The sequence below is a fragment of the Desulfoscipio geothermicus DSM 3669 genome, assembly GCF_900115975.1.
GTDB lineage: Bacteria > Bacillota > Desulfotomaculia > Desulfotomaculales > Desulfallaceae > Desulfoscipio > Desulfoscipio geothermicus.
Genome location: NZ_FOYM01000012.1, coordinates 66,988 through 81,934 on the forward strand (window position 1 = coordinate 66,988; position 14,947 = coordinate 81,934).

16 protein-coding genes are annotated in these 14,947 nt (G+C 52.0%); 3 read left to right on the plus strand and 13 right to left on the minus strand.

The window, feature by feature from the left end; genetic code table 11:
- The first annotated feature begins 96 nt into the window (after window positions 1-96).
- Both BM299_RS08820 and BM299_RS08825 read left to right on the plus strand, forming a co-directional pair.
- Window positions 97-468 (plus strand): hypothetical protein, encoded by a 372-nt coding sequence (locus tag BM299_RS08820; protein ID WP_131820625.1) that lies wholly within the window; start codon window positions 97-99, stop codon window positions 466-468.
- A gap of 55 nt (window positions 469-523) precedes the next feature.
- Window positions 524-850 (plus strand): hypothetical protein, encoded by a 327-nt coding sequence (locus BM299_RS08825; RefSeq protein ID WP_131820626.1) that lies wholly within the window; start codon window positions 524-526, stop codon window positions 848-850.
- On the opposite strand, the gene BM299_RS08830 is transcribed toward BM299_RS08825, so the two are convergent.
- From BM299_RS08830 to modA, 3 genes are read right to left on the minus strand one after another with little or no spacing between them, the layout of a single operon-like run.
- Window positions 847-1,512: an ATP-binding cassette domain-containing protein gene (locus BM299_RS08830; protein ID WP_092483129.1), complete on the minus strand. Its 666-nt coding sequence runs from the start codon at window positions 1,510-1,512 to the stop codon at window positions 847-849. The two genes, BM299_RS08825 and BM299_RS08830, sit on opposite strands and share 4 nt — an antisense overlap.
- Window positions 1,513-1,528: 16 nt before the next feature.
- A complete protein-coding gene (gene modB / locus BM299_RS08835) occupies window positions 1,529-2,200 on the minus strand; it encodes a molybdate ABC transporter permease subunit (protein ID WP_092483131.1) in 672 nt (223 codons plus the stop codon).
- Window positions 2,201-2,209: 9 nt separating this feature from the next.
- Entirely contained in the window at window positions 2,210-3,001 is a 792-nt protein-coding gene (gene modA / locus BM299_RS08840; protein WP_092483133.1) for a molybdate ABC transporter substrate-binding protein, read from the minus strand.
- A gap of 255 nt (window positions 3,002-3,256) precedes the next feature.
- On the opposite strand from modA, the gene BM299_RS08845 reads away from it, so the two are divergent.
- Window positions 3,257-4,225 carry a substrate-binding domain-containing protein gene (locus BM299_RS08845; protein WP_092483135.1) on the plus strand — a complete coding sequence of 323 codons (969 nt, stop codon included), beginning with the start codon at window positions 3,257-3,259 and terminating at the stop codon, window positions 4,223-4,225.
- Here BM299_RS08845 and BM299_RS08850 read toward each other — a convergent pair.
- The 10 genes from BM299_RS08850 to BM299_RS08895 all read right to left on the minus strand — a co-directional run bounded on the left by BM299_RS08850 (window position 4,183) and on the right by BM299_RS08895 (window position 14,730).
- A complete protein-coding gene (locus BM299_RS08850; RefSeq protein WP_131820627.1) occupies window positions 4,183-4,401 on the minus strand; it encodes a hypothetical protein in 219 nt (72 codons plus the stop codon). The genes BM299_RS08845 and BM299_RS08850 overlap by 43 nt on opposite strands.
- A 56-nt stretch (window positions 4,402-4,457) precedes the next feature.
- Window positions 4,458-6,641: a TRAP transporter permease gene (locus BM299_RS08855; protein ID WP_092483139.1), complete on the minus strand. Its 2,184-nt coding sequence runs from the start codon at window positions 6,639-6,641 to the stop codon at window positions 4,458-4,460.
- Between the two features lie 25 nt (window positions 6,642-6,666).
- A complete protein-coding gene (locus tag BM299_RS08860; RefSeq protein WP_092483140.1) occupies window positions 6,667-7,194 on the minus strand; it encodes a DUF1850 domain-containing protein in 528 nt (175 codons plus the stop codon).
- 37 nt (window positions 7,195-7,231) lie between these two features.
- On the minus strand, window positions 7,232-8,236 hold the full coding sequence (locus tag BM299_RS08865) for a TAXI family TRAP transporter solute-binding subunit (RefSeq protein WP_092483142.1): 1,005 nt from the start codon (window positions 8,234-8,236) through the stop codon (window positions 7,232-7,234).
- Between the two features lie 179 nt (window positions 8,237-8,415).
- Window positions 8,416-9,657 carry a glutamate 2,3-aminomutase gene (eam, locus tag BM299_RS08870; RefSeq protein WP_092483144.1) on the minus strand — a complete coding sequence of 414 codons (1,242 nt, stop codon included), beginning with the start codon at window positions 9,655-9,657 and terminating at the stop codon, window positions 8,416-8,418.
- Window positions 9,658-9,907: 250 nt separating this feature from the next.
- The gene (locus BM299_RS08875) at window positions 9,908-11,689 is read right to left on the minus strand and encodes a sigma-54-dependent Fis family transcriptional regulator (protein ID WP_092483146.1); all 1,782 of its coding nucleotides are present in this window, start codon (window positions 11,687-11,689) and stop codon (window positions 9,908-9,910) included.
- 151 nt (window positions 11,690-11,840) lie between these two features.
- Window positions 11,841-12,386, minus strand: a complete 546-nt coding sequence (locus BM299_RS08880; RefSeq protein WP_092483148.1) for a 2-oxoacid:acceptor oxidoreductase family protein — start codon at window positions 12,384-12,386, stop codon at window positions 11,841-11,843.
- A gap of 13 nt (window positions 12,387-12,399) precedes the next feature.
- On the minus strand, window positions 12,400-13,251 hold the full coding sequence (locus BM299_RS08885) for a 2-oxoacid:ferredoxin oxidoreductase subunit beta (RefSeq protein ID WP_092483150.1): 852 nt from the start codon (window positions 13,249-13,251) through the stop codon (window positions 12,400-12,402).
- Window positions 13,252-14,394, minus strand: a complete 1,143-nt coding sequence (locus BM299_RS08890; protein WP_092483152.1) for a 2-oxoacid:acceptor oxidoreductase subunit alpha — start codon at window positions 14,392-14,394, stop codon at window positions 13,252-13,254.
- Window positions 14,395-14,430: 36 nt separating this feature from the next.
- The gene (locus tag BM299_RS08895; protein WP_092483153.1) at window positions 14,431-14,730 is read right to left on the minus strand and encodes a 4Fe-4S dicluster domain-containing protein; all 300 of its coding nucleotides are present in this window, start codon (window positions 14,728-14,730) and stop codon (window positions 14,431-14,433) included.
- Between the last annotated feature and the right edge of the window lie 217 nt (window positions 14,731-14,947).

The window sequence follows — 14,947 nt, forward strand, 5'->3', positions numbered from 1 at the left end:
TGTCATGTAAAATTATTAAAAAAATTAAAGGTTTTGCAAATTACTTGTGGCAATTAATTTTTGGTGATGACCGGGATATTATTGAGAAAAGAGTCTGTGAACTGGAAAAAAAGATTCAAGATTTGGAACAGCGCTGTAACCAAGAACATGCAAAAATTGCCCCCCATCGTGATAGAGCAGTTTCACGTCGAGAGAATAGTGGTTGATAAAGTTGAATATACAAATAATTTTGGTTCGCTGGGGATCAAAGAATTAAGCGGAATGCTCAATATCGGCGCCAACTATGGCATTGGAACCGCACCGAAGGATAAGGAAAAGAAAGATCAGAACACCCAGCCCCGGGTAAAAGAAGGTAAGGAGGAAAAAAAGAAAAAACAATCCCACCAGGGTTCAGGCCCCAAGTTAACCATAAATTATAAGAAAACACCGGGTGGAAAGCAGGTGGATAAAAACGGTAAAAATAAATAGTGAAATAAAAGGAAAATATTAATAATAATGCCCGGTAACTCTTCCAGGCATTTTTTTGGTCGGAAGACATGCCGGGCGAACACCAACTCCCCATGTGCATGAATTCTCACCTCCCCCGCTTTTGAATCTAATGCTATTTTTTGCCCGCCCGGGATTCCGCCATCCGTATCACCCCATCTTTGATAAGTACACCGCCATTTATGTCCACAGGAAAGAGCCATTATGGCAGAAATTAAAGCGCCAGAAGGGTCGGCCACAATGTAAATCCGGCAGCGAAACGGAATTAGGGGTGCTGAAGGACGAAGAAAAAGGTAGTCCATTTTCCGTAGAGAAACAGGCCACCAAGAAGCATCAGCATAAAAACCGTTGTCAAGACTTCTAATGTGCCCTGGACTGTCCTTTTTCCAACGTCAGAATTACATCTCCCAGAAAACTTGCGTCCTCTTCGTCGTGCGAAACCAGCACGAAGGGTATTTGCCACTGCCGGTGCAGTTTTTTTAATTCCTGCCTGAGCTTGATTTTATTCTCCCTGTCCAGAGCGCTGAACGGCTCATCCAGCAGCAGTAATTCGGGCTGTACCACCAATGCACGGGCCAGGGCGACCCGTTGTTTTTCCCCGCCGGAGAGCTGTGCGGGATAACGGTCCACCAGGTGTCCCACGCCGAAAGAGTGCAGCATTTCCATGGGGTCCGTCACGGGGCCGTTTTTTCCGTTTTCTCCGTTTTTTTTGTTCCGCTTGTTTTGCAGCCCGTACAATACGTTCTGGTGTACGGTCATGTGCGGGAACAGGGCATAATCCTGGAACAGGTAGCCCACGTTTCTGGACCGGGTGGGGATATTAATTCTTTCATTTGACGAGTATAATACCCGCCGGTTCAACCTTATCTGTCCGGAAGAAGGCTTTCGCAAACCGGCCAGGCAATGCAGGACCGTTGTTTTCCCCGCCCCGGACTGTCCCCACAGGACGAGAATTTGGTTACCAATTTCCAGTTCCAGTTCCAGGGCGAAGTGCCACAGCTTTTTCGCGAATCGCATCTCTAACATAACATCACCACAAATATCAGTACTTACGCCGCTTGGCCCACCGGTTGACCCAGAAAATCACCGCAAAACTGAAAACAGTAATAATAGCCACCAAAGTTTTGGCCGTGGCGTTGTCCCCGGCGTCCACCGCGAAGTATATGGCCAGGGGGATGGTCTGGGTTTGCCCGGGAATGTTGCCCGCCACCATCAAGGTGGCGCCAAATTCGCCCAAGGCTCTGGCAAAGGATAAAACCAACCCGGCTATTATCCCCGGCCAGGCCAGGGGGAGGGTGATTGTAAAAAATATTCGCCATTCACCGGCCCCCAGAGTCCGGGCCGCTTTTTCATAATTCTCATCCACGCTTTTAAAGGCTGCCTTGGCGCTCTGGTACATCAGCGGGAAAGCCACCACCGTGGAAGCCAGCACGGCCGCCCACCAGGTGAAAATTAAAGATATGCCCAACTCGGACAAAACACGGCCTAAAAGACCGTTTTTACCGATCAGCATCAGGAGTCCGTAACCGATGACAGAGGGTGGCAGCACCATGGGCAAAGTCAGAGCTGCTTCCACAAGGTCCTTCCCGTAAAATTCCCGGCGGGCCAGCAACCTGGACAGCGGCAGGCCCAGGCAGGTGACTACGAACACCGCTATTATTGCAACCCTGAGGGAGAGTAGAACGGGAAACCAGTCAGTAAGTTGAAAAAACATGGCTAAAAACTACTTATTCAGGGGTTTGAAGCCGTACTTGGTAAAAATCTGTGCCGCTTCTTCCCCGGAGATAAATTCGGTAAAAGCCTTTGCTTCCTCGGGGTGCCCGGTGCCTTTGATAACGGCCATGGGATAAACGATAGGCTTGTGTGAACCGGCCGGCGCAGCAGCCACGATTTTAATTCCTTCGCCGATTACGGTGTCGGATCGGTAAACCAGGCCGGCGTCCACATTGCCGGTTTCCGCGTAAGTAAGCACCTGGCGCACGTCCTTGGCAAAAACCAGTTTGGGTTGGATTTTTTCCCATAGTCCCAGGCTAATCAGGGCTTCCTTGGCGTACTTACCCGCGGGCACGGATTCCGGTGTGCCGATGCTGATTTTTTCCACGTCGCTGCCGGCCAGTTCCTCAAAGCCGGCCAAATTGCTATCACTTTGCGTGATCAGTACTATTTCGTTGCTTAACAAGTCCTGACGGGTTTCTTTAACAATCAGGTCCTTTTCTGCCAAGGCGTCCATCTGGGGTTTACCCGCGGATATAAACACGTCTGCCGGGGCGCCTTCTTCGATCTGTTTTTGCAGGGTGCCGGAGGAGGCAAAATTATAGGTTATATTTACTTCAGGGTGTTTGGTTATGTAGATATCCTTAAGCTCTTCCGCAGCATCTTTAAGGCTGGCGGCGGCGGATATAATCAGGTTCACCGGCTCCGCTTCGGCCTCGGGTTGTTCCTTGCCGGCCCCGCAACCGGCCGCAGCAGCTGCGATAAACATCACAAGACCCAATAAAAACAATAGTCTTCTCATTGTTTTGTTTCCCCCTTTGATTTTAATTTATTATTAAATTTTTTACTGTTTTTGCAGCAAATAAAAATAAACATAACGTAACATAAATAAACAATTAATATAAAAATACCGAATTTTTTTTTTACCTTTTATTTTTAACAATTTATAAATAAAGACAATGCCATACGAAACATTACTTAACATTACAAAACGTTACTATGAAGAAATAATAAATTAAGTTATAATAATTGTCAAGATATTGGGAGGGAATAAATTATGAAAGAAGAGATTTCTTTAACACCTGAAGAAGTGGCGGGAATACTAAAAATTGCTAAAAACACGGTCTATGAATTGATTAAGCGGGGAGAGCTTCCGGCTTACCGGGTAGGCCGTAAAATCCGGGTTGATCTGCAGGATGTTGAAGCCTATAAGAAACATGGCAAAAATATTGAATTAGCGCCGGACCCGGGCACAGCTTCCTGCCGCAACCTGCCTCTGAACCCGCGAAGTTATCGCCCGGAAGAAACAGCCTCTTACCACCAGGGACTGGTGATCTGCGGCCAGGACGTGCTCCTGGATATTCTGACCCGCCACCTGGAGCGACACCCGCAGGGGGTTCATGCCTTCCGCCACCACGTGGGTAGCTTCACCGGCCTCTTGGCCCTGTACCAGGGTAAGGCCCATATGGCCGCCATCCACCTATGGGACGGGGACACCGGGGTATACAATATCCCTTTCGTACGCCGCCTTCTCCCCGGTGTTCCCGCGATCATTGTGCACCTGGCCTACCGGATGCAGGGATTTTACCTGGCAAAAGGCAATCCCAAAAACATTAAGGAATGGAAAGATCTGACCCGACCGGACATATGTTTCATCAACCGGGAAAAGGGCTGCGGCACCCGGGTCCTGCTGGACGAACAGCTCCGCCGCCTGGGACTGGATAGGCGGCTCATAACGGGGTACGAGAAAGAGGAATTTTCCCATCTGGGCGTGGCCAGCGCCGTGGCCAGGGGAGAGGCCGACGTAGGCCTGGGCAACGAAAAAGCAGCCCTGCAGGTACGGGGACTGGAGTTTCTCCCCCTACACAAGGAACGCTATGAACTGGTCATCAAAAAAGAAGATCTGGAAAAGCCTCATATCCGTGCAGTAATTGAAATTCTCCAGTCCGAACAGTATAAAAAGGAAGTCCAGGGCTTGGGGGATTACGATTTAACCGAAACAGGCAAAATTGTGGCCGAAGTATAACATCCCACGGTTGTCAGCAATTTTTCAGTCACGTTCATAGGCTCCACGTAACTGAGGTGTGCCCATACCACGCCCAGTTCGGTGGTGATTTCAACCCCCTCCGGGTCATGTTCTTCCTTCAATACCCGGCCGTTTTCGTAAATCAACGGCAGTATGCCGCTTTTGGCAAAGGGCACAAAAAAAGTACACCCGGCCAAATTCATGGCCGGGGTGTATCCAGGTAGTTGGTAGTTTATACGCTTATACCGGTGGTTTTGGCCTGCTTGCGAACACTTCTCTTCTGGTATAAAAAAACTGCCGCCAGTATTACCAGGCCGAAAAGGTCGCTCAATAACCAGGGATTGACCAGGGCCAAACCGGCCGGTATTAATAATACCCTCTCGATAATTGAAAGTTTCTTTTCCATAAATCCGGCCAAAGAAACGCTGATACAGAACATCCCCAGCATGGCGGCCACAATCACTATCACCAGTTTGAACAGAGTGGCGTTTTCCATCAACAACACCGGTGACAGCACGAACATATACGGGATTAAAAACGCTCCTATGGCGATTTTCACGGCCTGGACACCGGTTTGGAAGGGGTTGCTGTTTGCCAGGCCCGCGCCGGCATAAGCCGCCAGGGCCACCGGCGGGGTGATGTCCGCCACGATACCGAAATAGAACACAAACATGTGGGCCGCAATCACCGGCACGCTGTCAAAGGCCAGCAGGGCCGGCGCCGCCATGGTGGCGGTAATCACGTAGTTAGCGGTGGTGGGCAATCCCATACCCAGGATGATGCTGGCAATCATGGTGAAAAACATGGTCAGTATCAATTTGTTATGGGCCAGGCTTAAAATACCGCCGGAAATTTTCAATCCCAGACCGGTCAGGGTAATCACGCCCGCAATGACGCCGGCGGCGGCACAGGCGGCGATAACCGGCAGCGCGGTCCGGGCCGCGTCGGCCAGAATTTGAAAGAATACCGGCAGGGTCAGTTTATCTTCTATCATATCCTGTTTGCCCAGTATTTTAGCTATTATAAGGGCCAAAACGCTCATGCCCAGGGAGGTATATATCCCGTAAAGAGCCGCTTTCATGGCCGACTGGCCGGTGCACAGAATGACGACGATGGCGATGATCGGCAGCAGCATGTAGCCCTTTTTCAGCAACAAACTCCATACGCTGGGCAACCGGTCCCGCGGCACACCCATGATATTCAGTTTCTTCGACTCATAGTGCACCGCAATGAACTGGCCGGTAAAAAACAGCAGCGCCGGAATGATAGCGGCCTTCATAATATCCTGGTAAGCCAGTCCGGTGAACTCAATCATCAAAAAGGCCGCCGAACCCATAATGGGCGGCATGATCTGCCCGCCCGTGGACGACGCCGCCTCCACCGCCGCCGCGTACTCCGGCTTGTAGCCCGCCCGCTTCATCATGGGAATGGTGAACGCGCCGTTACCCACCGTATTCGCCACGGAACTGCCGGTAATCATACCGGAAAACACGCTGGTTAAAACCCCCACTTTGGCGGTGCCGCCCGTCATCCAGCCCGTCATGGACATGGCCAGATCACTGAAGAACTTTTCCAGGCCGGTGCGCTGCAGGATCACCCCGAAAAGCATATACAGATATATGAAGGTGGTGGAGATTGATATGGGGATGCCAAAAACCCCTTCCATGCTCAGAAAAGAGTGTGATATCACCCGCTCCACGCTAAACCCGGCATGGTTTAAAAAGCCGGGCAGGTAGGGACCCAGGTAAGCGTAAAACAGCATGGAAACCCCCACAGCGACAATCGGCACCCCGATGACGCGCCGGGCCGCTTCCAGCACCAGCAGCACGCCGGCGCCGGCCACCACGTAATCCACATCATTGTACATGCCCACCCGGGCAATAATCCCTTCATAACAGAAGAACTGGTATAAGCCAACCGTAAAACCCAAAATAGATAATACTATGTCAAACAGCGGAATGCCGGCATATTTTTGATTATATCTTTTAGCCAGATGAAACAAAAGCAGCACCAGGCCGGAAACCAGGGCAACCGGCAAGCTGATCTCGCCTTTTTGATATATGACAGCAACCACCAGCAGCAGCAACAGAGTAATAACCCGACTTCCCCAGGAAATCTTACCGTCATCCCGCTTGTTCGCCGGGTATAACAAAAATGCCAAACCCAGGGCCAGAGCCACGTGGAAACCACGCTGTTGGTTGGAAATCAACGTGCCGAATATAGCCGTATACAATTGGAACAAAGTAAGCGTTATAGAAACGACAAATATAAACCACTTCCAGAAAAGAGGCACGTTTTTGCGGTAAGCGCTGGCGGCGTCGTACTTCTCCATCACTGCCTGCGCCAGGTTCAGTTCCTCTTCCCGGGGGCCTAAATTATATTGTTTTGCGTCTGACTGGGTTTGCGAATTCGGCATAATTCCCTTCCTTCTGCAATATATTTCAACTGCTTAACGATAATAACGGTCGCACATAAAATTCAACGAAAGCGCCACCTTCGGCCACATCAAGCAAACGCAGCTTTGATCCGTCTTTGAACACCAGGGTGTGGTCCGCCACCACCTGGCCCACCCGCAGCGGCACTTTGGCAAATTTCCGGTTTTCGTAAAGCACCTTGTAATAACCGTCTTCCACTATAAATCCGGTGGTTTCTTCAGCCATCTTTTCAGGCCCGACGGGGAGGTTGGCCCCAAAGGAATCATAGCGCATTTCCACCATGGACAATATGCGCTTGTCCTCTATTTTATAATCTTCATAAACCGGTTGTTTGGTCACCGAATGTACGTATTCCAAGGTAAAGACTGTCCCTACTTTTACCGGCTTGCGAAATAACACTTCCCCTGAAAAATGCTCTTTAACCTCAAAAAAAGCATAGTTATGAAGGGCATATGCTATAAATACACAAACAAACAACAAAAAAAATACGACATAATGAGCACCTGTGAAGGTGCTCATTAATGATTTCTTCATGCAATATCAACCTTTTCCTGTGCTATGCCTGTTGCTGTTACATCAAGCCTTGTTCCTTGTAGTACTTGACGGCTCCCGGATGGAACTCTACAGGCTCAATCCCTTTAAGCGCGTTGTCAATGGTAATCTGGTTGCCCCGGGCATGACCCTTGGCAATATCCGCCGTATGTTCGTACATCACCTTAGTCATGTTGTAAATAAGATCATCCGGCAGATCCTTTTTCACGTACAGCACCGCCCACTGGGAAACGGTATGGGCGGTCTCGTCCTGTCCTTTGTAAGTGCCGCCGGGGATTTCATACGGCGTGAAAGCCGGGTCGGAGGCCAGCAGCTTTTGCAGACCGTCACCCTCAATATCCACAATGGTTACCGGCGTGGCGGTGGTGATGTCCACAACGTTGCCTGCCGGCACCGCCAGCACCGCAAAAGCGGCGTCAAGCTGCCCGTCCTTTAATTTGCGGGCGGCATCGGCAAAGTTATCCTGGAACTTATCCAAGTCTTTGTCCGGGTCAATACCATATGACTCAAGAATCGCGACCGCCGCTGATGCCGTTCCGCTGCCCGGAGGGCCGAGGGAAACGCGCTTCCCTTTGAGGTCGGCCACAGTTTTGATCCCCGCGCCGGCGGGAGCAATGATCTGCATCACTTCGGGGTAAATGACCCCCACGGCTGCAAAATCTTGCAGGGCTTTGCTCTCAAACTCACCTGCCCCGTTCCAGGCTCTCTGCGCCGGACCGTTCATAGCCATGGCCAGCTGCGCATCACCGCCGGCCAGCAGGCGAATATTTTCCACGGACGCCCCGGTGGCCTGCACGGTAACGTTCAACCCTTCAATATTTTTGTTCCAAACGTCAGCCATTGCGCCGCCAAGCGGGTAATAAGTACCGCCCGTACCACCGGTGGCCATCAGCAGGTTAAAAGTTTCACCGCCGCTTTTTTCACCCGCCTGCTCCTTGGGCTCTTCATTCGCCCCCCCACATCCGACTGCGAGCAACGATACCGCCAATAACAGTGTCAACAGCAACAAAAACTTTTTCCGCATTCGTCAACCCCCTTATTTTCCTTATTCATTATGTTGGCAATATTACGAATAATATTTAATATTGCCGACAAAATTACAAATTTAGATGAGTTGTTAGTCAATAATTGAATTTTATGCCATATTTTATTGAATTTTACACGATTTCACCCATTGATCGGCAATGTTGCGGTCGATGTCTTTTATATGTTGCCGTTGGCGCACCGGAAAACCTTGCCCTCCCACGTTCTGATCATCACGTAATCCTTGCCCATGGTAAGCAGGTATTGCGGTAACAGAGGCGTTTTACCGGCACCGCCGGGGGCATTGATGATATACCACGGTATGGCCAGACCCGAAGTGTAACCCCGCAGGTTTTCCATGATTTCCAGACCCTCCTGCACGGTGGTGACAAAATGGGTTGTACCCTTAACAGGCTTGGCGTGGAATATATAGTACGGGCGCACGTGAATTTTCAACAATTCGTGATTTAACTTTTTCATTACATGGGGATCATTATTTATCCCTTTCAGCAATACCGCCTGGTTGCCCAGTGATATCCCGGCCTTGGCCAGCATCCTGGTCGCCCGGAGCGCCTCCTGGGTTACTTCCCTGGGATGGTTGAAATGGGTGTTCAAATACAGCGGATGGTGGCTTTCCAGCATGGCGCACAATTCCGGCGTAATCCGCTGGGGCATGGTTACCGGTGTGCGACTGCCTATCCGCTTTATTTCCACGTGCTCGATTTTATCCAACTCGGACAGTATCCAATCAAGCCATTCATCGGATAGGGTCAAGGGATCGCCGCCGGTGATCAAAACATCGCGCACTTCCGGATTTTGGCGGATGTAATCAATGGCCGCCTTGATCTCCTCCACCGGCGCCGGCTTATCCACCTCGCCGATGCTGCGCCTGCGCTGGCAATGCCGGCAAAACATGGCACACTGGTTGGTGACGTTGATAATCAGCCGGTCGGCGTAACGCCTGGTGATGCGCGGGGCCGGCGAAGTATACTCTTCCGCCATGGGGTCCAATTTGCCCCAGTTATCCTGGAGTTCACGGATACTGGGAATCCCCTGCATCCTGACCGGACACCCGGGGTTGCCGGGTTCCATAAGGCTCAGGTAATACGGCGAAACCGCCCAGCGAAACTTTTCGCTTACCGATTCTATCTGTTCGGCTTCTTCCTCGGTTAAGGACCACAACTTCCTTAACATGCCGACATCACTTATGCGGTTACGCATTTGCCAATGCCAGTCCTGCCAATTTTCTTCCGTGGCCCCGAAAAACTGAAGCAATTCTTTTTTTCTGGCCTGATATTCTTCTTCCATCTTGAAACCTGTAGGAATGGATTTGGCCGCTTCCAGGTAACTCTCAATGCGCTGCTTCAACTCTTCCGTCCTGTCCAGCGCTATGTCACGTTTATCATGCTTATTAACTGTCAATAAGCTTCACCTCCGTATAAATTGCTTTTATGTACCAATGCCGGTTTGATGGATAATATATTTCTTGCATTTATTGGTTATAAATACATTGCTTTCTATCTTTTGAAATAGGATACAGACATCTTTATAAATATTATAAGTTGCTTGTAGCTGTACTTAATGTACTATTCATTTTTTGCAAAAAAAATTCCTGCCTGCAAAAGGATAAATACTAAAAAAACACTAAAAAGAATCTGACATGATAAAACACTTAATCCTTTTTTTCGCTTAAACGGTATTTATTTATTTTGCGGTATATGGTGGCCCGGCTGATGCCCAACGCCGCGGCGGCACGCATTTTACCCTCATCGGTCCAGCCGTAATGTTCCAGCGCCCGGCTGATAGCCTCTTTTTCCAATTGTTCCAGCGGTTTGATTTCCACCGAATTTACAACCAGGCGCTGCTCCCGGTTACGCAAGCGCGGCGGCAGGCTCTCCGGAAGAATTTGCGCACCTTCCTCCAAATTTATAGCATATTCCACGGCATTGATCAACTCCCGGATATTGCCGGGCCAGGGATATTCCAGGCATATTTTCAAAGCCCGGGCACTGAAACCTGTGATATTCTTACCCAGCAATTTGGCAAAACGCCGCATATAATACTCCAGCAAAAGCGGGATATCTTCCCGGCGCTCCCGCAGCGGGGGAACTACCAGGGGAATAACGCTGAGCCGGTAATAAAGGTCTTCACGAAAACGACCCCGCCGCACCATGTCCTGCAAGTCATTGTTGGTGGCGGCAATCACCCGGATATCCACCGGAATCACCTGGGTGCCGCCAACCCGCTCAATTTGCCTTTCTTGCAGCACCCGCAGCAGCTTGGCTTGCAAATAGAGAGACATGTTGCCGATTTCATCCAGAAAAATTGTCCCGCCGTTGGCCAGTTCAAATTTGCCCGGTTTGCCGCCCCGGCGGGCGCCGGTGAACGCCCCTTCCTCGTAGCCGAAAAATTCGCTTTCCAGCAGGTGCTCCGGTATGGCCCCACAGTTAATGGGCACAAAGGGTTTATGGCCGTGTGGGCTGGCGGCATGGATAGCCCGGGCGAAAATCTCTTTGCCCGTGCCGCTTTCACCCACTATCAGCACGGTGGAATTGCTGCGGGCTATTTTCGCGGCCTGCGATTTCACTTCACGGATGGCCTTGCTTTCACCAATGATGTCATCGAAGTTCAGCATCTCCTGGGAGGTGATGATCTGGTAAGCCATTTTCTGAGCTTCGCGGAAATCCTTGAAAGTGGTCACAACCCCCGCAATACCGCTTTCGGATCGAATGGGCCTGGCAGTGATTAAAAAATGCAATTTCCGGCCATGCAGGTTCATAAAAAATTCCCGCGAATTGAACCCCTTACCCTTGCGCAGCACTTCAGTCAGGGGCATTTCTGTGAAAATTTCCCGCACCGGCTGCCCGATCAACTGTTCCTTGCTGATGCCTAACATCCTGGCTGCCGAGCGGTTGCAGTGAGTGATCACCCCGTGTTCGTCTATGGCCAGCACACCCTCGTAAGCCGCGTCCACCACCGCTTCCAGCCTGTTGGCCATGACGATTTTTTCCCGCACCATTTCCCGCTCCACGACCTTGCCGGCAATCAAGTCGGCCATACGTCCCACGAAGTCAAGCAGGGTGTCCGTATTACCGGTCAGGGTCTGCTTCTGGGTTTCGTCAAAAGCCACCAGGCTGATGGTACCGATAACCTTTTTATCAACCTGGATAGGATAAACCAGATAGGCGTAATAAAAACAGGTGCCCGAAAGAGGACAGGACAGGCAAATGGAATGGTAACCCGGTTCATTGATGAAGACGGGCTCACCGGTCTGCAACACGTGCTTGTTCACCAGGCCGCGCAGCAGGCGGTTACCCACCCCGGCCCGCACCTTACCCGTACCGGCCACCCGCACCAGGTTTTCGTCAATTATCTCCACTTCCACCTTCAAAGCAGCGGCGATAGCTTCCGATACGCGCTGCTCCATTTCCTTGGCCTGCATCAAACTAAGCATTTGCTTTCCTCCGGAGGTAAAAACTCTTGACTGCGGGGTTGGGAGTCCCCGCATATAGCCATCTAAAAAACGGAGGCTTATAAATAATGCCTCCGTAATAAAATCATATAGCACCGTGCGCTTATTATCAATATATTAAATTTAGCAATAATCAGTGCAATACTTTTTCGGCCAGCTGCCAGCCCGTTTCCAGCGCCTTGAGGTTGAGTTCCTCAGTGCCCCGGGGGATTCGGGCCAGCAGCGCATCCGCCAAGGCCCGGCGGGAGACGACGCCGGTGATCCGCACCATCGCCCCCAGCGCCACTACATTGGCCACCATTTCCCTACCCACCTGTTCCCGGGCCGTCGAGCTTATGGGCAGGGTATATACGGCGCCGTCAATTCCGGGCCGTTCCTGCACATATGTGGAATCTATAATCATCACTCCGCCCCGGTCAAGATCGGCCGCGAACTTATCATAAGCCTCCTGACTCATGACCAACAGCACATTCGGGTGCGCAACACGGGGGTAGTCGATCTCTTCGTCACTGATAATCACCTCGGCCCGACTGGCTCCACCGCGGGCTTCCGGGCCGTAGGACTGGGATTGAACGGAATTTTTGCCGTCCCGGATGGCCGCATCGGCAATAATGATACCGGCCAGGATCAGTCCCTGCCCCCCGGTGCCGCTTAACCGCAGTTCCATGCTTTTACCCATGACATCACCCCCGTTATCTTCCCTTCAGCGGGGTCACCGACCCGCCTCCGGTTTCCCGCCCGGCTTCGGCTATTAACTGCTCATACATGGCGGTATATTCCGGCGCCTCCCTTTTATGCAGTTCACCGATGACGATTTTCCCCGCCAGTTCCGCAGGGGCCATACGCTCGGTCTTTTTGACGTGTACGGCGTTTTCCTTTTGCCACAGCAGCATTTCCGCACCACTGCGCATTTTATTGCGCCGCCCGTAGGCCGTGGGACAAGCAGTTATCGCTTCCACCAGGCTAAAACCCTTGTTTTCGATCCCCGCGGCGATTAAATTCGCCAGCAGGTTGCTGTGATAAGTGGTGCTCCTGCCTACATAAGTGGCGCCGGCAGAGCGGGCCAGTTCGGCCACGTCAAAATTATGCTCAATGGTGCCGTAAGGGGCCGTGGTAGCTTTTTTGCCGCCCGGTGTCAGCGGCGAGTATTGCCCCCCGGTCATACCGTAAATATTGTTGTTGAATAACACTACAGTCAAATCTATATTCCGCCGGGCCGCGTGGATAAAGTGATTGCCGCCAATGGCCGTGGCGTCCCCGTCCCCGGTTATCACGATTACATGCAGCTCGGGCCGGGCCAGTTTTATTCCCGTGGCAAAGGCCAGCGCCCGGCCGTGCGTGGTATGCAGGGTATTGAAATCAAGGTAACCCACTGCCCTGGAGGAACATCCGATGCCCCCGACTATAACTGTCCGGTCCTGATCCAGCTCCAGTTTTTTAATAGCCCTGAGCAGGCACCCCAACACAATACCGTTGCCACAACCGGGGCACCACATGTGCGGAAATCTGTCCAGTCGCAGATACCCTTGTAATTCTTGCATCATTTAAACCACCTCCAGGATGGCCGCCGTTATTTCTTCAGGCTCAATCAATTCACCGTGCACCCGGTTGACGCCCGACACCCGGGCCCGGTCCCGGACCACCCGTTCCACTTCCAGCCGGTACTGGCCCAGGTTCATTTCCGGCACTATAATACTGTGCGCCTGTTCCGCCAGTTCCCGCACCTTCTTAGCAGGGAAAGGCCACAGCGTCAGCGGGCGGTACAGCCCCGCTTTGATTCCCCTGCCGCGAGCCTCCTTCACGGCCCGCCGGGCCGGGCGGGCCGTGGAACCATAGGCCAGTACCACTATTTCCGCATCTTCCAGGAATTTTGCGTCATCAAGCAATATATCATCCAGGTGCATGTTAATTTTATCATGTAAGCGCAGCAGCAATTGTTCCGCCAGTGCCGGGTTATTGGTGGGCGTTCCCTTTTCATCATGGGCCAGGCCGGTGACATGATAGCGGTATCCCTCACCGAAATTGGCCATCGGGGGAACCAGATTATCCTCCGGCCGGAACGGAACGTATTCGCCGGGCGGCACTTTGGGCGACGGGCGGTCAACGGTTTCCACCTCGCCCCGGGCAGGCAGAACCACTTTTTCCCGCAGGTGCCCGACTACTTCATCCATTAGCAGGATTACCGGCACCCGGTATTTTTCCGCCAGATTGACCGCCCGCACGGTCAGGTCATAGGCCTCCCGCACCGATGACGGGCTAAGCACGATAACCGGGTGGTCGCCGTGGGTACCCCAGCGAGCCTGCATCACGTCGCCCTGGGCGGGCGACGTGGGCATGCCCGTGCTGGGTCCGCTGCGCTGGACATTCACTATAACGCAGGGCACTTCCGCCATCGCGGCGAAACCCAGGTTTTCCTGCATCAAGGAAAATCCGGGCCCGCTGGTGGCGGTCAATGCTTTTAAGCCTGCCAGAGACGCCCCGATAACGGCAGCCAGACCGGCAATTTCATCTTCCATCTGAATGAACTTGCCGCCCAGCCGGGGCAGCCGATCGGCCATGATCTCGGCTATTTCCGTGGAAGGGGTAATGGGATACCCCGCGAAAAACCGCACCCCGGCCGCCAGCGCCCCTTCGGCCACGGCTTCATTGCCCTGCATCAACCGGGCCATTTCAATAACCTGGCTCATATTCAGCGCCCCCTTTTTGCGTGTATATCCATAGTATTATACCCGCGAATCATCCCTGCTTTCCCCGGAACAGCCGGGCCGGGCACCTTCCCCGGCATACACCGGCACCCGGTCTTTAGCGGCGGGCCGGTCAACCATAATGGCCAGGTCGGGGCAGTGTGTTTCACAATTGCCGCAACCGGTGCAAGCCACCGGGTTTGCCACCACGGCCTTACCCCGGTTATCCAGTAAAAGAACTTTTTTGGCGCAGAGGACGGTGCAGATGCCGCAGCCCTTGCACCATTCCCTTTTTACATGTATTCTATTATCGTAGTAATGCGAAGCAGGTCTGGCCATGCAGATCACTCCTATCCTTCTGATTTGTAAACCAAAACCAACCTGCAATCCTTCTTGCTTTTTTAACAAGCAACCCGCATGCCACTGTGTAATGATTGGGATTTCATTTTTTAAATAGTAAAAAAAACCGTTTTTTTCAAGGGCTTCAGCCCATTTGGGTCATACCCGGCCAACGACGGATCAATAACATAAACACTCCCGGTATCCCATCCCGGCT